This window comes from Cyanothece sp. BG0011, from assembly GCF_003013815.1.
GTDB lineage: Bacteria > Cyanobacteriota > Cyanobacteriia > Cyanobacteriales > Microcystaceae > Crocosphaera.
The window spans coordinates 1-21,355 of the sequence record NZ_PRLH01000094.1 but is presented as its reverse complement, the minus strand read 5'-3'; the positions used below and the strand labels follow the sequence as shown (position 1 = coordinate 21,355).

The window sequence follows — 21,355 nt, the reverse complement described above, 5'->3', positions numbered from 1 at the left end:
AATTAATTACCATGTTGTTTAATGGCTTCTTCATCCGTTGTATCCACTGTAGAATATTGAGGTAAACCATAACTATAAGGTGCAAGATTAACAGTTGGAATCGTTTCAAAATTTTCTGGGGGCGGGGGTGAAGAAATTGACCATTCCAAACCGGTAGCGTGCCAAGGATTATTGGGTGCTTTCATACCAACAAAACAAGAAGCAACCATATTCGCGATAAAAGGTAACGTCGCCATTCCTAACAAAAATGCCCCTAAACTAGCTAAAATATTCCAGTTTGCATATTGGGGATCATAAGAAGAAACGCGACGGATCATCCCTTCTATCCCCAACGGTAACATGGGAAAAAAAGTTAAATTTGCCCCTAAAAATGTCAACCAAAAATGAAGTTTACCCCAACCTTCATGATACATTCGCCCTGTTATTTTCGGAAACCAGAAATAAATTCCTGCAAATAAAGCCATGGTAATGGTGTTGTAGACAATATAGTGAAAATGTCCCACCACAAAATAAGTATTATTGACGTGAAGATCAAAAGCGATCGCCCCTAACATCACCCCAGTAATGCCACCCAAAATAAACATTACCACCCCACCGAGAGCAAACAACATCGGGGTATCTAAATGTAGTTTGCTTTTCCATACCGTTGCTGTCCAAGAAAAGACCTTAACCCCTGTAGGAATAGCCACTAACATAGTCGAAAACATAAAGAAAATACGCATCCAACTAGGAGTACCACTGGCAAACATATGGTAAACCCAAACGGAGACACTGACGATAGAAATACCAAAAGAAGCAACAGCAACCGATTTATAACCAAACAAAGGATTACGAGTAAAAGCTGGTATCACCTCTGAAAAAATAGACACCCAAGAAAATAATGCTTAATAACCAAATGGTTTCCCCATTAATGGGATAACCCGTCGGATTTTGGATACTAACGGGGGGATAAGACCACCAACCAGCTTGGGCTGTACCACTGGGTAATAAAAAGCTAGATAATAATAAAGTTCCTCCCACTGGAATTAACCAAAAAGCGATCGCATTCAGTTTAGGAAACGCCATATCTTTCGCCCCGATCATCAGAGGAATGAGATAATTAGCTAATCCTACTAATGAAGGAATAATCCATAAAAAGATCATCACTGTCCCATGGAGGGTAAATAAGCCATTATATAGAGAACGATCCACTAAATCCGAGGCAGGGGTAATTAATTCACCACGTATCATCATGGACATAATGCCAGCAATGAGGAAAAAAATAAAGGTTGTGACTAGATATTGAATGCCAATTACTTTATGATCGGTATTAAAAGTAAAATAACGTTTCCATACTTCTGTTTTAACTTGAGAGTTTTTAAGGTTATTGGTTGTCGAATGTGACATGATTTTGATGCTTCGTTAAAAATTTTGTAGGGTGGATTAAATGATAATCTTCTTGATTTTTTATGTATTCTTTAGTTTCCACCGTAACCCACTATTAAGAAGACATAAACTTGCCTTGTCAAATTATTGTTGAGCTACGAAAGACGTTGCAGGTTCTACGGTTGGCCAATGACTTTTAATTAATTGTTTAGGTTGATGGGCGTGTTCATTGGCAGCTAAATTAGAGGTTAAAATATTATGTTGATCTGACTGTAACCACTGGTGATAAACATCAGGAGGATCGATATAAACATCTGCTTCCATTAGGGCAAAATAAGTCCCACTAAATTGAGAATCATGTAACTTATATTTGCCTTGTTTTTGCGGTGTAAAGGTAAAATCGAGGGGATGATTAGGAATAATATCCTGTTTAAAGCGAAATTCTGGAACATAGAAACCATGAATTACATCTTCTGATTCTAATATTAATCGCACTGGTTGATTTTGGGGTAAATGCAATTCAGAAGTGGTTAGATTAGACTGAGGATAATGAAATGTCCACTCCCATTGTTTAGCAATGACTTCAATTTCTTCGACAGGATTAGGGTTAGTTTGAGCAACTAATGTTGTAGGGTTTTCTAAACCATTAGAACCCTTCAAATCGATAATTGTATTTAGTCCCTCAATATCTAACTCTTGATAAATATTCAAGCTTTGCCAACCAATCCATAGGACTAAAAGAGTGGGGGTAGCTGTCCAGATAAATTCTAGTTTAGCATTGCCTCTAGAGGGGTGTCCTTCGGTGTAGTCATTCTCTGCAGCCCGACAGGTAATAATAGAAAAAACAATCATCCCAACTACCCCTAAAAAAACAAACGTTCCTAAAGACACCAAAAAGCTGAATAAATTATCAACGTGCTTTGCTTCTGCTGTGGCTGCTGTGGGCATCCAATGATAAGCTTGTTGTCCTACCCCAAAACTAATAATAATAGCAACGGCAACACTAATAAATAAGGCAATTTTTTCTAACAGTTGAGTCATTCGTTATAATCCTCGGAGAACCTGATTAGGGTTTTGTCCTTTTTGTAATAAACCGGCTGCTGTGTTATGAATGGCAAACTCGTCTCCCATTTGCGCCCCTAATGTTCCGTGAACAAATAGGATAATTAACATTAAAAAACCGATGCCCAGATAACTCCATTGCACCTGTCGAATTTTTGTTTTGCGCCAACGATACCGTTGATAACCTCGCCACACCGTTAAAATTGCGATCGCACTTAACAATAAAACCCCACCCACGCCATGTAAAATCATGGTTGAACCTGCCCCTAAACCCCAACTACTTTGTTTATTTAAAGAAGGTTGAGCTAACATTATTTCAAAAAAGCCGGCAGTTACAGTGAAAAAGGTGATAAAAGTGGCTGCTACTAAGTTATACCAACCTAAATCATAAAAACTTGCCCGTCTTGCTCGCAACCCCAGAAATTTTAGGATAGGTTTAGTCAAATAAAACAACGTTCCTGCCCAATCAAACAGAATAGCAATAATAAATAACCCTAAAGTAAAGTGAACTAAGATAGGATGCCAAGGAAACTGATAAGGTAAACCATTTGCACCCAAATCTAAACCTAATTGTTTAATTAACCCTTCATTCACTGCAAAATACCCTCTTTGGCTGCCTGTACCACCGGTTCAATGTGTAGGCCATAAACCCACACCAGACGAGTCCCCAGATAGACTTGAAAACCCACTAACATCACTAACACTGTGGCAACGCCCAAGTAAGCCGTCGGAATTTTTTTTACGCGGCGAATGCGAATGACAAACCGCCATGCCGTGATCATAACAATCAAACCAGCCAATGACCAACCGATAACCGTATGTAAATTTAAAACAGGTTTAACCACTTCATAGGGTTGGGCTAACCCTGCTTCAAATTGACCAAAAATGATGGCTAGAAAACTAGAAACTGACGCAACCAACAAATTCCAAAAGCTTACCTCAAATAGGTTAAAATTCCCCGTAACATGACCCGCAATATCGCAAAAAACAGAGAAAAAAACCATCGCGATGACAAAGTGAACAATAATCGGATGAAGGGGATCAGGATAAGGTAAATTACGACTATTCAATAACAAAAGCAACATTGCTTATAGGGTCAACCAACAAGTTTTATTGTAGCAATGGGATCAAGTTTCATCTCATTGACAAAAATTTGTCATAAACTTGACATAAGTATGGTTTACATTGCAAACATCAAGATAAAAGCTTTCTTAAAAAATTAATAATCTTTTCATCAAATAAACCATAGATTTGTTAAGAGGATCGAAACAATGAATAATTCTACAACTCCCACTATTATTGTCGGCGGAGGCTTTGTCGGACTATTTACGGCTTTACATTTAAGTCATCGACATTATCCTCATCCGATCATCTTAATCGATCCTCAAGAACGTTTTGTCTTTAAACCCTTGTTATATGAATATCTCACAGGGGAGATGCAAGATGAACAAGTTTTCCCATCCTACAAAGAACTTCTAGAAGGAAGTAATGTCACCTTTGTACAAGACACAGTCACCGCCATAGAATTACAACAACAGAAAATAACCTTAGCTTCGGGATTAAATTATCATTACCGCTATTTAGTTTTAGGAGTGGGTAACATTCAAGGCTATTTTGGCACCGAAGGGGCTAAAGAAAATGCGTTTCCCTTTCGCACTCAAAAAGATGCCATTAACTTAGAACGTCATCTCAGGGACTGTTTACAAAAAGCTTGTCAAAGCGAAAATTCTCAAGAACGCGATCGCTTACTCACTATCGCAGTGGTAGGGGCCGGTCCAGCCGGGGTGGAAATAGCCGCTACATTAGCTGATTTATTACCCAGTTGGTACAGCAAATTAGGGGGTAATATTCAGGATATAAAAATCGTTCTCATTAATCACGGAAGGGAAATTTTATCGGGGGATGTGAACGCCCATCTCAGAGAAACTGCCCTAGATGCCTTAAAAAGTCGTAGCGTTCCTGTCGATTTACGTTTAGGGGTGAAAGTGACAACCGTCGATATCAACAACCTCAACTATCAACAAAAAGATCACCCAGACGTTGAACAATTATCCACTCAAACCACCATTTGGACAGCCGGAACAGCCACTAATCCCTTAATTGAATCCTTGGGAGACTCTCTCGGTGATCATAAAGATAAACATGGTTTACCCTTTGTCACCCCCACGTTACAACTGCCGGAATTTCCGGAAGTCTTTGCAGCCGGTGATTGTGCTGTCGTGGAAAAAAACCCGTTTCCTCCTGTTGCTCAAATTGCTTATCAACAAGGGGCTGATATTGCGGATAATTTAATGGCGTTAAGTCAAGGAAAAGAGTTGCAATCTGCCGATCCCAATATGCGTGGAACCTTGATGAAATTAGGCATTAATAACGGGGTGGCTGATTTATTCAACAAAATTCAAGTCACAGGAAAAGCAGGGGATGTCATTCGTAATGCTACCTATTTAGAACTCTTACCCACACCCGTTCATAATTTTAAAGCAACAACTAATTGGTTAACCGATGAAATGCTTCATAACCACTATGTACCCCAAACTAAAACCAATACTTCTAAAAAGCATCCCATTATTATTTGGGTAGGGGGTTTATTGGCTGCGATCGCTTTAATTGCTGTTGGAATCGTTATATGGCGTGATCATGAACCTTCCCCCCAACAAAAACCCGTTGAACAGCCTGTTTCTTTGGCAGGGTGACAAGAATTAGAAAGACAAAGATTTTATAATAAAACACTATTGCCAACCCCCCACACCCCCCACACCCCCCACACCCCCCTTTAAAAGGGGGGCAGGGGGGGTAGGGGCATTATCGAAGGTGCAAGATATAAGTCTAGCTAAAAAATTAGGGGTCAACTTTTGTTGACCCCACTGTGTTTATCCAATATTAACTTTTACGACTTTGTTGCGTTCTTCTTCTGCTTTAGGCAGATTTAGATGAAGGATACCATCTTTATACTCTGCCGTTACATTGTTATTTTGTACCCGGCTAGGTAAAGGAATGACTCGATGGAATGTACCGTAACGAAATTCAGTGCGAGTTGTTCCGTTTTCTTCGGTTTTTTCTTCTGATTTCCGTTCTCCTTTAATGCTAACAGAGTCCGCTTGAACTTGAATGTCTAAATCTTTGGCTTCTAACCCCGGAATTTCTAGTTTAACGTCGATCGCTTCTTCGGTTTCGTTCATTTCTGCTGCAGGAACGAAGGATAATTTATCAAAGTCACCGTTACCTAAACCACTGGGATAGAAACTATCAAATAAACGATTCATTTCTTTTTGTAGAGAGTCAATTTCTCTGAAAGGTTCCCAACGTACAAGTGCCATATATATTAACCTCCGATTTATGATTTTCTCTTATGTCCTGGAGTTTGACTGGTTTTGTCTCCCTCCACTGTCTATAGTAGCTTATATTTTCTTTATCCTATTTCGGTTTTAAACACTCTTTAGGCGTAGATTTCCGTACTACTAGAAGCGGTTAAATAATCGGCCATTGCTTGAACAAATCCAGCGAAAGAATGATAGTCTTTACCAACAATATCAACGGTTAATCCTAATTTTCTAGCGTTACCTGCTGTATAAGGACCAAAACAAGCAATCAAACATTTTGTAAGGAGTTGAGTATTGTTGACTAACTGCAAAAAACTTTCTATTTCTGCGGTACTACTAAAAGCAATCACATCAATTTTTCCCTGTTTAATTAGCTCAATTTCAATCTTATATAAAGAAGGCTCTAAACATCGGGTTTGATAAGCATAAATAGGGGTTATTTTTATACCTAATTTTTCTAATGCTCTGATGAAATTAGGAATAATATCGGGTTCGGAAATACCGATAACTTGAGGAATAGGAACTAAAATACTTTGTTGATTAATGTTAGAAATTTTAGCGAGTTCTGATACAATACCTTGGGGACTGGCTTCTTTTGGAATGATAGCAACATTTAACCCTATTTCTTCTAATCTTTCGGCATCTTTTCCAATGGCAATTAATTGACACTTATCGAAACAAGATAAGGGAATATTTAAACTTTCTAAACGACTAATAACGGCATTAATTCCGTTGCGACTGGTAAAGGCAATATAATTAAATTGAGTAATATTTTTTAAACAGTTATCTAACTTTTCATAAGTGGATAAATAACAAGTTTCAATGGTAGGCATAATAACAGGAAGTCCCCCATAATTAATAATTTCACTAGCAAAACGGGAGGTATAATTACGAGGGGCTGTTATCAGAATTCTTTTGTTATAAAGAGGAAGAGTTGCACTGGCTAATAAATTATCATTCATTGCTAACCATTGGGTAAAAAATCCTGATCTAAGATATTTTCTATGGTCACTTGTAGTGTTTCTGGAAAAGTTTCTAATGGTAAACCTGTTTCATCAGCAGCATTTTCTCTAGCAATTTTATAACATTCTTCAATCACTTCTTTCGGATAATTTTTTAAACTAGGACTTTCTTTTATTCTTTTATGAATCCCCCAACGACTATTACGAATAGAAGCTTTCCAACTACCAGAACGATGACTCGGTTGATATTGCCATTTAAGTAAATGTAGAAGTAAGACCTTTAAATAAGATTCAATGGCTCTTTTTTGGCTTTTGCCCATTGATTCAATTTCATCAATTAAATTAGGAATATCTAGTTCCGAGAATCTTCCTTCCTCTAATAAATAGGCTGTTTCTAATAACCAATTATAATAGTCTTTTTCGTAATCTATTTTAGTCATAATTAACTATCAAAAATTACTAATTATGGTTAGTTATTAGTTAGGGTAAAAATCGATCTAACGCTGCTTTTAATTCTTCTAATTCCTCTTCTATATTACCTTCTTGAGCAGCACGGGCGACACATTCATTCAAATGTTCGTCTAAAATAAGACGAGATACCCGATCAATGGCTCCTCTAACTGCAGCTAATTGAATCAAAACTTCAGGACAAGGACGACTTTCTGACACCATTGTTTTTACGCCTCTAATATGTCCCTCAATACGGGACAGACGGTTGATAATTTGCTTTAAAGAAGCCTCACTATGAACGTGCTTATGGGCGGTTCCATTACCGTGACTATGGCTATGGGTTGGTTGTGTTTTAGCTTGGGTCAATGTTTTACTTTTCACTGTAATTTTTGACAATAATTTTACTGTAGATGAGTTTGATCAGTAGTAGTAGGTAAATCAACCACACTATATTAAGAAGGATGACAAAAACATCAGTCTTTTTTTATGATTAACCTTAACTTGTATCTAATCAATTAGTATGACATATTTTTCAGGATTTGGCTTGGCAGTTATTATTTAAGACATCACCTAAATTTTAAGCCACCACCTCAAACTTATTGTAAAGATAAGTCTTTTAGATTTATCGTTTCGTAGCGTTCAAAGGGTTGATGAATCCAAGGATTATCCGATAAATATTCTACATAATAATCCGGTTGAAACTGAGAACAACTTTTGTACCAAATGACGGCAGTACGCAGTTCTTGAAGATGGGAAGAATAATCATGTAACCATTGAGATACGGCTTGTAAGCTTACCCCAGAGTCTACCAAATCATCCACTAATAAAATACGAGATCCTAAGGTTTCATTGGTCATGGCTAAATGTTGGCCAATGGTGAGTTCTTCACGGGAACGGTTATCTTCTCCCCCATAAGAAGCAGCCGCCACAATGGCTAAAGGAATATTATAAAGACGACTGAGAATATCTCCCACCCTTAAGCCACCTTTGGCAATACAAACAACTTGGTCAAACTCCCACTGAGATTGATAAATTTTCACCGCTAAGGTTTCAATATGGTGGTGATAGGTTTCCCAAGAAACATATAAATCTGTCATACAACATTTATGTTGAAGTCATCAATTAAACTTCAGTTATTCTGAGATCATGGGGTTTTTCATTGAAGACACCGGTAAAGAAGCTTGAGAATTGTTCGGCGGAACTTGACCCCGTAATTGACCCATTAAACTGGCCATTTCTAAGGCATTTAAGGCATAATTCCAGCCCAAATTACTCTTAATCCCCGCCCTTTCTAAAGCCTGTTGCATGGTATCGGTGGTTAAAATACCGAACACCACCGGGGTTCCTGTTTGAAAACCGGCCGCTGCGATGCCTTTGGCGGCTTCTGCTGCCACATAGTCAAAGTGGGGGGTATGGCCCCGAATAATTGCCCCTAAACAGATGATAGCATCGTAGTTTCCCGATAAGGCTAATTGACGGGCAACGAGGGGAACTTCAAAACTGCCAGGAACCCACACATAGTCCACTTGGGTTCCGTGGGGGTTAACATCAATACCATGACGCTTTAAACAGTCTTGACAACCGGCTAAGAGTTTATCCGTCACTAAATCATTAAAACGACCGATAACAATGGCAAAACGTAAAGCGGATGGGTCTTGGGTAAAAGTTCCCTCAAAAATGGTCATAATCTTAGCTTTAAATGTTCTACAAAAAAATCCCCACCTTTAAGCATAGCTAAAGATGGGGCATGATGTTGCAGGATAATGATTAAACTACTAAAAAGTTTAAGACAGCCACTAGCAACACTAAGGCCACCCAAATAGCAGACCCAATGTACAATAAAGGCTTAGACTGATCCCAGTTTTGGGGAGACGCATAAGCAACGGGAACGGCAACGACCATGACAAAAGAAAAGAAAACGAGCGCAGTTAAGACAAGTTGAAAGATAATAGACATAATGTGATTTTTCCTGAAGTTCTCCTAAAAAAAGATGAATTGATAGTGAACACTGAGAGTCAACTATCAGATTTTTGGCTCAAAATTAGCTTTATTATCTGTCGAAGTCGACCTTTTGGCAATAAGACATCTTGGTCTGTCCGACTTTGGTTCGAGGGGTATCCATAGAGAAAAATCTTGGCTAGTGATAGTTAAACTCTGAAAATGTTAGGATAAAATGCAATCTGACTCTGTTGAGTGGCACAAAATATCGGGCATTGCGTCAACTAGCTTGAAAGGAGGGAGACTGCACCATGACCACCCTATTGCGTAACTGTTGGTATGTTGCCTTACCTGGGAAAGACTTAAAACCAGGTAAAATGGTGCATAAAAAAATGCTGGGAGAACCGGTCTTAGTGGGACGACACGAAGACGGGGAGGTATTTGCCATGCGCGATATTTGTCCCCATCGAGGCATTCCCCTACAATACGGATGGATGGAAGGAAAAGAGGTTTGTTGCTGTTATCATGGTTGGAAATTTAGCAGCGATGATGGCCGTTGTCGAGAAATTCCTTCTTTAACTGAACATGATGACTTAGATATTAGTCGTATTCGGGTTCCCACCTATCCCTGTCGCGAAGTACAAGGGAATATTTGGGTTTATTTTGCTGAAGATAGCAAAAAAGAACTTGATCCGACCACTATTCCCCCAGTTCCTACCATTCCAGACTTTGGTAAACTGTCTCCTGGGATCTCTGAAACCATCCACTTTACCTGTCATATCGACCATGCTATTATCGGCCTGATGGACCCGGCCCACGGACCCTATGTTCATAGTTCCTGGTGGTGGCGTAGTGGTCCCCGTCGGTTTCGAGTCAAAGAAAAGCAGTATGAACCGGTTCCGTTGGGGTTTCGTCTTGTTCCCTATGAGATGCCGGTAAGTGCGCGGCCCTATAAAATTTTGGGGAATAAAGTCTCCATTGAGATTGTTTTTGAGTTACCCAGTGTGAGAACAGAAATACTCAGAGGCGATCGCTATTCTGCTTGTTTATTAACCACCATTACTCCCATTGATGAAACCCAATGTATTGCGTTTCAGAGTATTTATTGGACCATTCCCTGGATGGGACTGTTTAAACCGTTATTAAGTCTTTTAACCCGTAAATTCTTGGCACAAGATCGGGATGTGGTCATTCAACAACAAGAAGGGTTAGCCTATGATCCCCCTTTAATGTTAATTGATGATGCTGATACCCAAGCTAAATGGTATTTTCGTTTGAAACAAGAATATCAAAAAGCTCAAGCCGAAAATCGACCTTTCAAAAATCCTGTCGAACCGAGAATCTTACGCTGGAGAAGTTGAAACATCCCCCAACAGTACCGTTATAATGAATGGAAAAAATAAATTTTTGTAATCGCGATGAAAGCAGAAAGACGGCGAGTCCTAGTTCGCACCATGAGGAGATGGTTTTATTCACTCAGTGCATTCCTAACCTGTCTGCTGCTCATCCTAACCAGTTCATTCACCGTCGCCCAACCCTCGAAAAATGACACCGCTAATGCCTTGATCTCCCAGGAAAAAACCCTAATCGTCGGGTTGAGTCCAGTGCCTCCTTTTGTGATTAAATCCACTAATACTCAGGGAAATGCCGACTGGGACGGCATTGGGGTTCAACTGTGGCGAGAGATGGCTTATGAACTGAATTTGGACTATCAATGGCGCGAAGTCGAATATGACCAAGCGATCGCCCAGCTTCAATCAGGGGATCTCGATGTTGCCCTGATGACAGCCACTGCCCCAAGAGAACAAGCAGTTGACTTCACTCAAAGCTATTTTGCCACCACGTTAGGGATCGCTACCCCACGAAAGCAGCGACTTTGGGAAGTTCTCAAAGCCGTTTTTTCACCCCAGTTTCTGCAAATTTGTCTCTGGGTGAGTATCATTTTATTTGTTGTGGGTCTGCTGTGCTGGCTTTTTGAACACAACTCTAATGACGATATGTATCATCAGTCCCCAATAAAAGGCATTTGGGATGGCTTTTGGTGGGCTGGTGTAACGATGACCACCATTGGCTATGGCGATAAAGCACCTCAGACCATTGGGGGGCGTATTTTAGCCATGTTGTGGATGCTGGTTGCCATGGGACTGACAGCCAGTTTGACCGCTTCCATTACCTCAATTTTACTGCTTGATCAGGGAATTCAGCCGATTCAAGTGCAGCAGTTAAAAACAATGCAGATTGGCAGTATCCCCAACTCCACAGCAGCCAGGTATTTAAATCTAGAACAAATTCAGTTTCAGCCTTTTTCGACCCCAGCAGCAGGACTCAAAGCTGTTGATGAAGGGGAAATCGAGGCGTTTGTTGATGACACCACCACTTTACAGACACTGAACAAAAATGAGTTTAACCGGCTGATTTGGATTGAAGACACAGGCATTCAAGCCAGTCATTACACCTTTGCCCTTCCCGACAACTCACCCTTACAAGAAGCTTTAAATCAGCAACTTTTACAAGAACTCAGTGAACCGGATTGGCAAGCAATGCTTAAACGTTATTTGCCTAAGGCTAATTAATAATAAAAAATTATCTTACTTTTTTTCTTTAGATAGGACAAAAACACTGCCTTCGTTGCCTCTTCCTATCCGTAAATCATCATCTAAATAGGTAATTTCTAACCATCCTTGTTGTTCTCGACTTTCTAGACCAAAATCTAACGGAAAAAACTTTTTTCCTGTTTCAATGTCTTTGATTAATTTATTAGGTGATTGATAGCCTAACAACCGTTGCAATCCTGCAATATACCGTTCAAATTTAACTTGTACTCTTTTATCTGATGTGGCTTCAAATCTAGCTGATACACTCACAATTCCTTCTAAAAAAGGAACGCCGACAATTTCTGCAATATTATAAAGTTTAGCTTCTTCTGTGCGAATACATTGATAAATTTGACCCAATTGAAGCACAGGAAAACGGTCTAATCCTAAAATTCCTTTACTGGTTGTATAGAGTAAACGCCAATTTCCCTCTAATAATTCAGGGGTTTTGATAGGGTTAGGATTGGGATTATGATCTTCTAGTTGTTCAATGGCTGATAATACCCTAACCCGATCCATTTCTGAGGCTAATAACCCTCTATTTTTTCCTGCGATGGTTTCTAATAATTTTGCCTTTTCATTCATTCTTAACGAGTTCCTTGCATCAATGAACAATAAACAGTTAGCAGTTAACAGCCAGCAGCCAACAATTCATTACGAATTCATAGAATTCAACTGATAACTGGTAACCGGTAACTGGTAACTACTTACTATCATAAGTTAATGGTTAGGGATATCAAATAGGACCTGAGTCATATATTTATTAGCCCAGGCTTCCCCAAAGGCTTTCTCTAAGACACGACGAGTTTTATCGTTCTGTTGTTGCTTACGACAATAATATTCTTGGCCTTGTAGATTAAATTCTCGTTGTTGCGTTGAAACAGGTTGAGACTGGTTTGCTTGTTGACAATGGACTTTTAAAAAGTCGCTAACTCGCTTGAGAAATTGCTTTTCTTCTGCTTCACTATGGGGACGAATAAATAAACAATAGTCTGAAAAAATATCTCCCCATTCGGGTAACTCTCGTTGATCAGAAAAATTCGGGGTTTCGAGTTGAGATAAGGCTTGATGATAGTGATCAGATAGGGTTAACTCAGGGTTGGCCGGGGATAAATCTGCGATCGCGGCACTGACACCCCCCTTACCAGCCACAATATCACAGCCAAACATGGGTAAAGCATAGTCTGGGTTAGGAAACATGACACAGTGAAGAATGTCTAAGCCTTGTCCCACTTTAGCTAATTCTAAGTGCATTTTCCGAAATTGGGGAGATTGATAACAACGATTTTCAATCACCAGTTTCTCCCCTTCTAATTTCCCTTCTACATAGCCTAAACCATCGGGTAACTCGTAGGGACTTAAATTCAAATAGTCTTGCCAATGGGAGAGAATAACCTCAGCTAACTGATGAATTAAGGGATGTAGAGATAAGGTGGTGGGTGAGGTTTTTACAGTAGTCATGTGTCAGTAACAGATGCAACAAAAGACAGTATTCTCAGGATATACTGAGACTGTCCCCCCATGTCACCATGCAGACATAACTTAACTTTTGGAGATATCTATGTTTGGACTAGGATGGCCCGAAGTCGCTATTATTCTTGTTGTTGCTTTGTTAATTTTTGGTCCGAAAAAAATCCCAGAATTAGGCTCGTCTTTGGGTAAAACGTTACGGGGTTTCAAAGAAGAAGTCAATAACCCAAGGGATGAAGATGAGGAATATTAAAATCCTAGGGTGAGCCAATTGACGGAATGAGAAGGGTTAGAATCGGCTCACTGGCAGGACTTTGGAGATTAGCGATCGCAGATTCTCTCCCTAAGTTGACGATTGATTTGATTTTTCCTCGTCATTTTTGTCCGTTGTTTGATCACTCGCTTCACTCACTTCTGAGGTAGAATCCTCAATTGTTAGAGGTTATTCTTCTTCTTCTTCTTTTTCAGTGGTTTGAGATGGAGCGGTTTCGGTTTTGGGTTTATAGTCTTCGACGAGGGTTTCTGCTTCATCATCTGCTAGATAAGGTTCAAATTCAGCAACGTACTCTTGAAGATTTTCGCTTATTTCGCTGGTTTCTTTGTCTATTAAGTCTTCTTCAGTCACCTCGGTTGTTTCTATCCCTGATTCAGACTTAATTACTTCGGTTTCTTCTACCAGACTAGGAGTGAAGGGTTCGATATCTGAACTGTCTTCTTCCTCCTCATCATCATCCCAGTTGCTGTCTTCGAGATCAGGGTCAGTGCTGATTTTTTCGGGGGGTTGTGTGGTGGGTTGAGATTTCGACTTACCTAACCCAAATAAGGACTTAAAGGAAAATCCTTGTTTTTTAGTTTCAGTGGTTTCTGTTTCCGGTTCAGGGGTCATCTCCGTTTCTTCTTCACTGTTAACCTCTGAGGTCACATTGGTTTCTAGTTCGATGGTTTCGGTTTCCGGTTCAACACTATCGTCGGTTTCTTCTGATGTTGGTTCGGTGGTGGTTTCGGTTTCCGGTTCAGGGGTCACCTCTGTTGCTTCTGGGGGTTCTACCTGAGAGATAACGGGGGTTTGTTCGGTGGTGGTTTCGATTTCCGGTTCAGGAGTAACGTCACTTTCTTCTGATGTTTCTAGCTGAGAGATAACGGGGGTTTGTTCTAGAGTCGTTTCTGTCTCAGGTTCAGGAGTCACCTCGTTTTCTGGTTGAGGAGTCAGTTTTTCTTCTTCTGGGGTTTCACTCACTGAAGGAACCGGAGAGGGTGATTTTTTCTTGAAGCGGTTTTGTACCCAACTGACCAAAGAAAATCCGCTAATATCGGTTTTTTCGTCAGGATGAGCGATCGCCCGTCTTAAACGCAGGGTTTGCCAACCAAAGCATATCACTAACGTTACTGCAGCACTTTGCCCTAATAATACCCCCCCTGTCACGCTTCCGGCACATACCCAGAGGACCAAAGCGTAAAATAAACCGACACCACTCCAAAGAAAATCATCTTTTCGGTGTAATTCAGGGAGGAAAAAAGCGGATAAATAAAGACTTAAGCTTGCAAGGCCAACAGCGATCGCTAGGATGTATGCCAACATCTGTGGGTTACTCCTTTGGTGGTTTCTCTTTCTTACTTACTTTAAGACTTTTTTGCTTTATTTACCACCAATTGGGGAGGCGTCATGCCTCCCTTTTTCTGTGGTTATTACTGTTTAGATTTACGATAAGCTATCAGCAATTCTTTAAACAATAGCTTAACCAATTTATCCCCGACACGAGCTTTACCCCATTGTTTCAGGGAATTATTGCCAGGGTAATTCGGGTCAATTTTTCCATCGTCGGTAAGTTTGGCTTGAATGTCGTTAAGATAACGGCTGTACAATTCCTTGACCCTAGGCTTAGGATTCTTTGGTGGTGTCATGGCCATGGTGCGCCGCGCCCACAAATACAACTGAATCCTTGCTAGGACTGAACCGGTTACGATGTGTCCCTTCTTTTTCCCTGATTCCCAGGGCTTAATGGCTTTCCCTAAACAGGCGTGAAACCGATTTAACCCCACACGCTTGGTGATGGGTTTGCCACTGGGTCCAAACTTCCGGGGCTTAATTTTCCTGAGTTCTTTACCATCAGAATCAAGGAATTGCTCGAACGGATGTACTTGACAAAGGATGATTATGCGATCGTAAACCCCCAGGTCAAACTGGTCAAAAGCTTCATTATAAAAGCGATATTTAGGGTTAGTTAAAAACTCTTGAAAGGCTTGTCTAATCTCAATCCGACGCTGTTTGACCCTGACAATCTGCTGGCTTAGTTTAACCAATTGGGGACTAAAGCCTTGAGTTTGTACAGTCCCTATAGACTTTTTAATCTTTCTTAACCAAACTTTTTGCCATCCGAGATGTTGAGGACTATTACTAATAAATAACCAGATTCCGTCTACTCGTTCGTTGCCTCCCGAACTACTACTTTTTGCTTCTGGGAATTCCGTATGTAATTTATTTCGAGCGCGGTTAACAAGGGGCTTTAATTCTCGGTTAAGCCTTTCATGTTCTAAGAATAACTGATAGGTTGCGTTAATTTCAGGGGTTTTTAAAGAAAGGAACGCAGAAGGGTTATCAATGTGAAGCCACCCGCAATAAGCCAAGGCTACCGCGTCATGAGCATCATCCTTATAATCCCACTGGCAAAGCTTACGATAACTCGCTAAATCCCTATTACTAATAAACCTAACTTCTTTACCAGCATCTAGCAAAGTGTTAAGCCATAGTTTAGAGTAGTTGCCGGTGGGTTCCATGATGAAAATGTCCCCTAAACTTATTAACTTTTCAAGGTGCGCTAATGTGGTTTCTATCTCGTAAAAATAAGCCTGATCGTAAAAATCAGTAGCCTTAAGAATGGGGAATTCGAGATAGTCATCAGAACATCAAAACACATCGGTACTGCTACCGATTTATAACAGCCAACATCAAGGCCGACTATGATCTTGTTGTTCATGATTTTTAAACAGTATCAGGGTATAGTTTTGACCCTTTTAAAACCTATCGTCTTTTAATACCCAAAGCCAGAAACGGCTTATTACTTTAGAAGACAGAAAGGTTAAAAGGATCATGGGGATAGCGTCTACTAAGTAAGAAAGACAGGATCGTCTATTTATTGTGTAAGACAGAATTATCCCCAGTAGGGAAAGGGTAGCTAACCCCCTCCAGTCCCCCCACTTCTAAGAGTGGGTAGGATGCAGAAGGTTAACTGTACATATTCGTTAACAAGTCGTTTAACCGTTCTAGAGCAATTTGGTAATTGTGAGCATCATATTGCCCTAATACGTGACTGGTTTGATCAGAAAAATCAAGCCTTAATATTTTTCGACTGATTTCTACTCCTGTAATGATTTTGAGTCCTTCATAATACATCGCTATATTATTAGCTTCATTGTTAGGATCTTCATACATTAAGTAAATCGGTCCAGGGGTTCCTTTTAGTTGGTTTTTTAGCATGATTCCGGTAATTAATTTGTTACGAGCTAGTAAAATCTTTTTCCCAGAGAAACTTATTTAAAAGTTCCCCACAGTCTTCTAGTATTTCTTCGGTTTCCTCTGTATTAAAGACCTTAATTGTGCCGTCACAGTAAACTAACTCAAGCATTCCATCTCTAAGCTTTGCCTGTGAGATTGAGACACAATTAAACCAGTGAACATAAGGATTATCTTCAACGTCATCAGGGATTTCTACTAAGACTAAAGACAAGTAACGTTTTGTCATGTTATACTCCTGTTGGTGCAGTTTATTACGAATGTGTGTGAGGTATTAAACCCATTACCTAAACGGCTTTTTAGATAATGGGTTTTTTAATTAATATTAAACAAAAGATGATAGGCGCAATCTTGCAGATAAGAGGGAAAAGCCTCAATATAAGCACGTTTTACGGTTTTGTTGTCTTTTGTAAACTCTCGAATTAGCTTAGTTGCTAAGAGCATAACTTCCCTTTCAACTGACGGATGAAGTTCAGGCTCAAAATTCAAAGTATTTAGTAAGCCATCAATAATTAAAGCGGTTGATTTTCCATCAAAATCAAATTCCATACTTCTAACAGTTTTATAATGGTTTTTAAATTGCCATAAGTCTTTTAATTGTTTTAAGGAGACAGATTGATCGTCCTCATCAATTACAACCTGAACATAATCAAAGTTGACAAAATAGATAAATTTATCAACGTCCTGATCCCGATAGAGAATAGAGCTTTTTATTGCCTTACAAAACTTTTCTATATCAGACTTATCTAAATATTTGAAAGTAGCGACAAAAACAAAGTGAGAAGGGTTATTACTGTCACCACTTAAGGGCAAATAGTCATCACAGTAAAAACAACCATTGAATAAGTCTTTTAACGGCTCGGAGTAACAATTTTTTTTAGGATAAACTCGAAACCGGGGAAGCTCTGTCATTTGTAAAACTCCATAAAATTAACTTAGTGAACCAATTGTCAGCGCGGTCTTTTTCTTCAATTAAAGCTTGTAAGTCCGCTTGCCATAATTCTAACTTTTCAATAGGCACATCCTCAATGTCATCATCGTCTAATTCGTCGGTGGGTTCTTCGTCTTCGGTTGCCTCCCAATCTTCTAAAATTTCTTGTAATTTCTGTTTAGGATCTAAGCCCCTAGAACGGGCTTTAAACTCGAACTCTTCCCAGGTTTTGCCGTCAACTTTAAACCATTTCTCATCCCTCGGTTCCCTACTACAAAAACGAGATTTAATCAGGTCTGAGGTAATAAGATGAGGTTCGACAGCGTCGACAATCATTGACCAATTATCGATCAATTCTTCCCCCCAAAACTTGGTAAGGGGGCGGCATTGATACTCGTTCTGAGGTAATACGGTAAAGCCGGCACAAATGAGATCCTTAATTACCCTCGCCGCTTTGATGATTTTGTCGATGTACCAATGGGTTTGATGCAGTTCTTTTTCACAGAATTTAGACCAGGTTCGGTAATGATGTTTGTAGAATCGTTTGACCTTGAACTGAAACGCCCAAACCCCAAACTTTACCCAGCCAAACTGATGGCTTTTAAGCTGACATAAAGCATCATGAAAACCTTTCTTATCATCCCAGGTTAACTCCTCTGATGTCTCGAACTCCTCAATGATCAATCGTTGCCAATCCGCCATCTCTTCAAAGTCTTCATAAAAGACTTCCATGTCTTTAATTGTAGGCATCTCATCATTTTTGATACCCCAATAAGAAGCCGTAGAACCATAAAGCTTATGGGTTTCGGGCTGATCATCGTCATAAACATTCTTGTTGTCATAGGGTTCTTCCCAGTTACAACAAGAGCAACGATAAAAGCCCTTTTCTATTATTTCATTGATGTTCTGTTGGCCTTTAATGGTGGCGTGGGTCTGACAATACTTACACGAAAATAGATAGTAAAGCATGGGAAGAAATGGGGGCTAAAATGCCCCGTTAAACTGTCAACATAATCATTTTTCAGGCAATGTGGTCTAGAATCTCTCGATTAGCAAATGTTTAATATAAGCGTACTCTCCCTAACGAAATGGACAGGACTGACAATTAAACTGAATCAACATCCTAGGTATGGCTTAATGACTCCTAAGCCCTTTAGGGGTTGGTTCGTTGTTGTCTACTATCAACACTATAGTGTGGTTTTTACTTTATGTCAACACTATAGTGTGGTTTTTTTGCTAAAATGAAAACACACAATGATCATAATGACGAGCAAACATTGAAAGGACTAATCGCCGAATGTGGTTTAACACAGCGAGAAATATCTGAAAAAACTGGAATACCTGAAAGAACTATTAATTCTTGGGTATCTGGTGAGAGAATGCCTACTCTTGCTCGTGCTGTCACCGTAGCGAGTTGTCTTAATTGCTCTCTTAAAACTTTTGCTCAATCATTGGGAATTGATGTATCGAGATTACCCGATGACTAAGCATCTTCTTTGATCACCCATTAAGTCCCCCAAGGGGGGGACTGCACAATTTAAACCGTCAAATTTGATCATATCGATGTTTTGCAAAATTGGCGATCGCTTACTTTCGTCTCTCCTGACCGTCCCCAATTGGGGCGGATCGGTGAGGGCTTGGGGTGAGCCTTGGGAATTCCCGTGACCAATGGGGGGGTGAGTTTTAAAAAACCCCTAACCCATAGGGAAAAATTTTCTCCTTATATATAGGTCCCAAACCCACCCCCCAAAAACCACCGTTCGGGTCATTTCTGGCCACATCCCCCAACCCCCAACCGGGGCTAAGAAATTGAAAAATCCGAGAAATTTTAGTTAGAGGTAGTTAATTTGTTTAAAACATTTCTTTTTTGCTTAAAGCTTTCCTTAAGTAGATTTTTTGCAAATTTGTTTGCATCAATTAGGGTTTTTATTTACGGGTTTTTCTTTTCTGTTAATTGCTTTGAGGAGTGGTTCTTTTGTTATTTTTTTGACCTGTATCCTTCAACCGACTTTTTTATAATGATTAACGACTCTTGGTTTTTGATGCAAAATGGTATTATTCTAAAAAAAATTAGGCAAACTAGGGAGTTTGACTTAGAGAATAATGTTGAAAAATTAAGGAGATTAAATCAAAATGAATGAGTATTTAATGGCAGACGGGCAAGAATTGCATGATTACTTACATGACTTATCTGATAGCATTTTTATGTTTTTAGTTGGTTATTTGATTTTTTTTAATGCGCTTTCTTGTTACAGACAACTACTAAAAGCTGATGCAGATAAGTCTTATTATCTCTGGTATCACCTTAATAAAGGATGGCTCTTTATGAACTACGAACCGATAGAAATGTTGCTTAATGAGTTAATCTAAACTGCTCACTGTCCCTAACCTTTTTCTAACACCATTCCCCTGTTTTTCCCTAACTCTTATCATTCTCATTGTTTAACTATCTTAAATATGACTAACACCCCCACCCCCACTACTTTAGAAGCTTACTTTTGCGAGAATTGCTCTTACTTAGAAATCACCACCGATCCGATTGAGTTGGCGACAAAAAATCAGGTGTCATGTCCCCATTGTGGCCATGAGGCTTTGGTGTTACTCGATAAGGAACAATACAGCCAAAACTTTAACCCAGATGCCTTTGATTACCCCCAAAACCTATTATTAAAAACGTTTTTCGAGAATGCCAATGATAGAGAAAATCTTTTTTACTTATTCTCACAAGAGCAGCCTTTACTCGCTTGCAGTGAACAGATTAAGAACTTGACCATTGTGATTAGTTTTAAGTTCCTGGTTTACCCTACTTTAAGGTCAGTTTGTAAGGTGACTGATTCAGAAGGAATTACCCAGACGAGTGAAGCCCCAATCTTTCTCTTAATTGACGTTTTAGAGAACATTTAGCAAATGGATGATCAGTTAAATTTATTCGATAACAGGGAAAATGAATCGTGTTATCGAATAGTTAATAGGAGTTATCAAGATTGGGAGATCGACGCTAACCCGGAACTATTCGATAACAGCCCCAACGCCTTACCTAGCAAGGATTCTAGAAAAAACGATCAGGTATTCGATAACAACAATATTGTAACAGAAAAAGCTGTTAGCGAATACCAACCGGGGGGAACTGCAAGTAGGTCAAATAAATATTACCGCTTCTCCTATAGAAAGAATAATCGAGTCAAACATATTCATATTAAAGGGGGGAATACTTGCAGTAAGTTGGCAATAAAACGTAAGCAATTGATCGAAGCTTGGATCAAGAATGACATCCCCGTTGAAAAGATAATTGAGTGGATAAAAGAATGGTAAGATTATTCTCACTGCCATTAGTCGAAGTAGTACACTACAAGAGTATTACGAGTAAGCGATCGCAGGAAGCTTCGCGTCGGGCTGTAACCCTATTAAATCCGTTAAATTTTTTGGACAATTGACTAAACCGTTATCGTAATATGGTTAATAGTGTACTAATCAACAACTAAGTTATACTCCCAATTGTCCAACTTTTTTAAAATTGTTGGGTTAAAAACAGTTTATTGTGGCATTAGTCCAAAAATATCAAGAATACAAATGGCTAAATAAACGCGAATAATAAACGATATTATTTGAAGCTGACCGATAATAATCGTTATGACAATGCTTGTTATATTGTCGTCTTTAGACATTTTTTTAAACTTGCTTGGGGTGTTTGGTTTTTGAGTCGTCATCAGTTTTCTAAAACTCCATAGAAGATAAATAGGATCATTAACAGT

General features: G+C 39.4%; 27 protein-coding genes and 1 pseudogene. 8 read left to right on the top strand and 20 right to left on the bottom strand.

Features of this window, described 5'->3' with window-relative positions; translation table 11 throughout:
• Positions 1 to 2: 2 nt before the first annotated feature.
• From C4E06_RS29540 to C4E06_RS11720, 4 genes and pseudogenes are all read right to left on the bottom strand, one after another.
• Positions 3 to 1,386 (bottom strand): annotated as a pseudogene (locus tag C4E06_RS29540) (cbb3-type cytochrome c oxidase subunit I).
• Between the two features lie 123 nt (positions 1,387 to 1,509).
• Positions 1,510 to 2,406 (bottom strand): cytochrome c oxidase subunit II, encoded by an 897-nt coding sequence (locus C4E06_RS11730; protein ID WP_107668233.1) that lies wholly within the window; start codon positions 2,404 to 2,406, stop codon positions 1,510 to 1,512.
• Between the two features lie 3 nt (positions 2,407 to 2,409).
• Positions 2,410 to 3,021: a DUF2231 domain-containing protein gene (locus C4E06_RS11725; RefSeq protein ID WP_107668232.1), complete on the bottom strand. Its 612-nt coding sequence runs from the start codon at positions 3,019 to 3,021 to the stop codon at positions 2,410 to 2,412.
• On the bottom strand, positions 3,018 to 3,512 hold the full coding sequence (locus C4E06_RS11720) for a DUF2231 domain-containing protein (protein ID WP_107668231.1): 495 nt from the start codon (positions 3,510 to 3,512) through the stop codon (positions 3,018 to 3,020). Before C4E06_RS11720 ends, C4E06_RS11725 begins: the two co-directional genes overlap by 4 nt.
• Before the next feature lie 186 nt (positions 3,513 to 3,698).
• Here C4E06_RS11720 and C4E06_RS11715 point away from each other — a divergent pair, with 186 nt between their 5' ends.
• A complete protein-coding gene (locus C4E06_RS11715; RefSeq protein ID WP_107668230.1) occupies positions 3,699 to 5,120 on the top strand; it encodes an NAD(P)/FAD-dependent oxidoreductase in 1,422 nt (473 codons plus the stop codon).
• A gap of 177 nt (positions 5,121 to 5,297) precedes the next feature.
• On the opposite strand, the gene C4E06_RS11710 is transcribed toward C4E06_RS11715, so the two are convergent.
• The 7 genes from C4E06_RS11710 to psbZ all read right to left on the bottom strand — a co-directional run bounded on the left by C4E06_RS11710 (position 5,298) and on the right by psbZ (position 9,115).
• Positions 5,298 to 5,744: an Hsp20/alpha crystallin family protein gene (locus tag C4E06_RS11710; RefSeq protein ID WP_107668229.1), complete on the bottom strand. Its 447-nt coding sequence runs from the start codon at positions 5,742 to 5,744 to the stop codon at positions 5,298 to 5,300.
• Positions 5,745 to 5,863: 119 nt separating this feature from the next.
• A complete protein-coding gene (locus C4E06_RS11705; protein ID WP_107668228.1) occupies positions 5,864 to 6,709 on the bottom strand; it encodes a uroporphyrinogen-III synthase in 846 nt (281 codons plus the stop codon).
• A 2-nt stretch (positions 6,710 to 6,711) separates the two neighbouring features.
• Positions 6,712 to 7,149, bottom strand: coding sequence for a DUF29 domain-containing protein (locus C4E06_RS11700; RefSeq protein ID WP_107668227.1), 438 nt, complete (start codon positions 7,147 to 7,149; stop codon positions 6,712 to 6,714).
• Between the two features lie 40 nt (positions 7,150 to 7,189).
• On the bottom strand, positions 7,190 to 7,525 hold the full coding sequence (locus C4E06_RS11695; protein WP_370051337.1) for a metal-sensing transcriptional repressor: 336 nt from the start codon (positions 7,523 to 7,525) through the stop codon (positions 7,190 to 7,192).
• Positions 7,526 to 7,755: 230 nt separating this feature from the next.
• On the bottom strand, positions 7,756 to 8,256 hold the full coding sequence (locus C4E06_RS11690) for a phosphoribosyltransferase (protein ID WP_107668225.1): 501 nt from the start codon (positions 8,254 to 8,256) through the stop codon (positions 7,756 to 7,758).
• A 36-nt stretch (positions 8,257 to 8,292) separates the two neighbouring features.
• A complete protein-coding gene (gene ribH / locus C4E06_RS11685) occupies positions 8,293 to 8,844 on the bottom strand; it encodes a 6,7-dimethyl-8-ribityllumazine synthase (RefSeq protein WP_107668224.1) in 552 nt (183 codons plus the stop codon).
• Positions 8,845 to 8,926: 82 nt separating this feature from the next.
• Entirely contained in the window at positions 8,927 to 9,115 is a 189-nt protein-coding gene (psbZ, locus tag C4E06_RS11680) for a photosystem II reaction center protein PsbZ (protein ID WP_107668223.1), read from the bottom strand.
• 293 nt (positions 9,116 to 9,408) lie between these two features.
• On the opposite strand from psbZ, the gene C4E06_RS11675 reads away from it, so the two are divergent.
• Together C4E06_RS11675 and C4E06_RS11670 are read left to right on the top strand one after the other, a co-directional pair.
• Positions 9,409 to 10,458, top strand: coding sequence for a Rieske 2Fe-2S domain-containing protein (locus C4E06_RS11675; protein WP_107668222.1), 1,050 nt, complete (start codon positions 9,409 to 9,411; stop codon positions 10,456 to 10,458).
• A gap of 57 nt (positions 10,459 to 10,515) precedes the next feature.
• A complete protein-coding gene (locus tag C4E06_RS11670; RefSeq protein ID WP_107668221.1) occupies positions 10,516 to 11,670 on the top strand; it encodes a transporter substrate-binding domain-containing protein in 1,155 nt (384 codons plus the stop codon).
• A gap of 15 nt (positions 11,671 to 11,685) precedes the next feature.
• On the opposite strand, the gene C4E06_RS11665 is transcribed toward C4E06_RS11670, so the two are convergent.
• Together C4E06_RS11665 and C4E06_RS11660 are read right to left on the bottom strand one after the other, a co-directional pair.
• Entirely contained in the window at positions 11,686 to 12,276 is a 591-nt protein-coding gene (locus tag C4E06_RS11665) for a PAP/fibrillin family protein (RefSeq protein WP_107668220.1), read from the bottom strand.
• 135 nt (positions 12,277 to 12,411) lie between these two features.
• Positions 12,412 to 13,152: a phycocyanobilin:ferredoxin oxidoreductase gene (locus tag C4E06_RS11660; protein ID WP_107668219.1), complete on the bottom strand. Its 741-nt coding sequence runs from the start codon at positions 13,150 to 13,152 to the stop codon at positions 12,412 to 12,414.
• A gap of 100 nt (positions 13,153 to 13,252) precedes the next feature.
• Between C4E06_RS11660 and tatA the strand changes: the two genes are divergently transcribed.
• Entirely contained in the window at positions 13,253 to 13,414 is a 162-nt protein-coding gene (gene tatA / locus C4E06_RS11655; protein WP_107668218.1) for a twin-arginine translocase TatA/TatE family subunit, read from the top strand.
• Positions 13,415 to 13,603: 189 nt separating this feature from the next.
• On the opposite strand, the gene C4E06_RS11650 is transcribed toward tatA, so the two are convergent.
• From C4E06_RS11650 to C4E06_RS11625, 6 genes are all read right to left on the bottom strand, one after another.
• Positions 13,604 to 14,740, bottom strand: coding sequence for a Ycf66 family protein (locus tag C4E06_RS11650; protein ID WP_198648569.1), 1,137 nt, complete (start codon positions 14,738 to 14,740; stop codon positions 13,604 to 13,606).
• 107 nt (positions 14,741 to 14,847) lie between these two features.
• Entirely contained in the window at positions 14,848 to 15,936 is a 1,089-nt protein-coding gene (locus C4E06_RS11645; protein ID WP_107668217.1) for a hypothetical protein, read from the bottom strand.
• A gap of 448 nt (positions 15,937 to 16,384) precedes the next feature.
• Positions 16,385 to 16,636, bottom strand: coding sequence for a hypothetical protein (locus C4E06_RS11640; protein WP_107668216.1), 252 nt, complete (start codon positions 16,634 to 16,636; stop codon positions 16,385 to 16,387).
• Positions 16,637 to 16,655: 19 nt separating this feature from the next.
• Positions 16,656 to 16,901: a hypothetical protein gene (locus C4E06_RS11635; protein ID WP_107668215.1), complete on the bottom strand. Its 246-nt coding sequence runs from the start codon at positions 16,899 to 16,901 to the stop codon at positions 16,656 to 16,658.
• Positions 16,902 to 16,987: 86 nt separating this feature from the next.
• On the bottom strand, positions 16,988 to 17,584 hold the full coding sequence (locus C4E06_RS11630) for a hypothetical protein (protein WP_107668214.1): 597 nt from the start codon (positions 17,582 to 17,584) through the stop codon (positions 16,988 to 16,990).
• Positions 17,550 to 18,572, bottom strand: coding sequence for a hypothetical protein (locus tag C4E06_RS11625; RefSeq protein ID WP_198648567.1), 1,023 nt, complete (start codon positions 18,570 to 18,572; stop codon positions 17,550 to 17,552). The genes C4E06_RS11630 and C4E06_RS11625 overlap by 35 nt, the downstream gene beginning before the upstream one ends.
• A gap of 272 nt (positions 18,573 to 18,844) precedes the next feature.
• Here C4E06_RS11625 and C4E06_RS11620 point away from each other — a divergent pair, with 272 nt between their 5' ends.
• The 4 genes from C4E06_RS11620 to C4E06_RS11600 all read left to right on the top strand — a co-directional run bounded on the left by C4E06_RS11620 (position 18,845) and on the right by C4E06_RS11600 (position 20,915).
• Positions 18,845 to 19,090: a helix-turn-helix transcriptional regulator gene (locus C4E06_RS11620; protein WP_107668213.1), complete on the top strand. Its 246-nt coding sequence runs from the start codon at positions 18,845 to 18,847 to the stop codon at positions 19,088 to 19,090.
• Positions 19,091 to 19,736: 646 nt separating this feature from the next.
• Positions 19,737 to 19,973 carry a hypothetical protein gene (locus C4E06_RS11610; protein WP_107668211.1) on the top strand — a complete coding sequence of 79 codons (237 nt, stop codon included), beginning with the start codon at positions 19,737 to 19,739 and terminating at the stop codon, positions 19,971 to 19,973.
• An 87-nt stretch (positions 19,974 to 20,060) separates the two neighbouring features.
• Positions 20,061 to 20,507, top strand: coding sequence for a hypothetical protein (locus C4E06_RS11605; protein WP_107668210.1), 447 nt, complete (start codon positions 20,061 to 20,063; stop codon positions 20,505 to 20,507).
• A gap of 3 nt (positions 20,508 to 20,510) precedes the next feature.
• The gene (locus C4E06_RS11600; RefSeq protein WP_107668209.1) at positions 20,511 to 20,915 is read left to right on the top strand and encodes a hypothetical protein; all 405 of its coding nucleotides are present in this window, start codon (positions 20,511 to 20,513) and stop codon (positions 20,913 to 20,915) included.
• Positions 20,916 to 21,136: 221 nt separating this feature from the next.
• Here the strand turns inward: C4E06_RS11600 and C4E06_RS28740 are convergent.
• Positions 21,137 to 21,355 (bottom strand): hypothetical protein (locus C4E06_RS28740; RefSeq protein WP_232826231.1); only part of this gene is annotated, 219 nt, incomplete at its 5' end.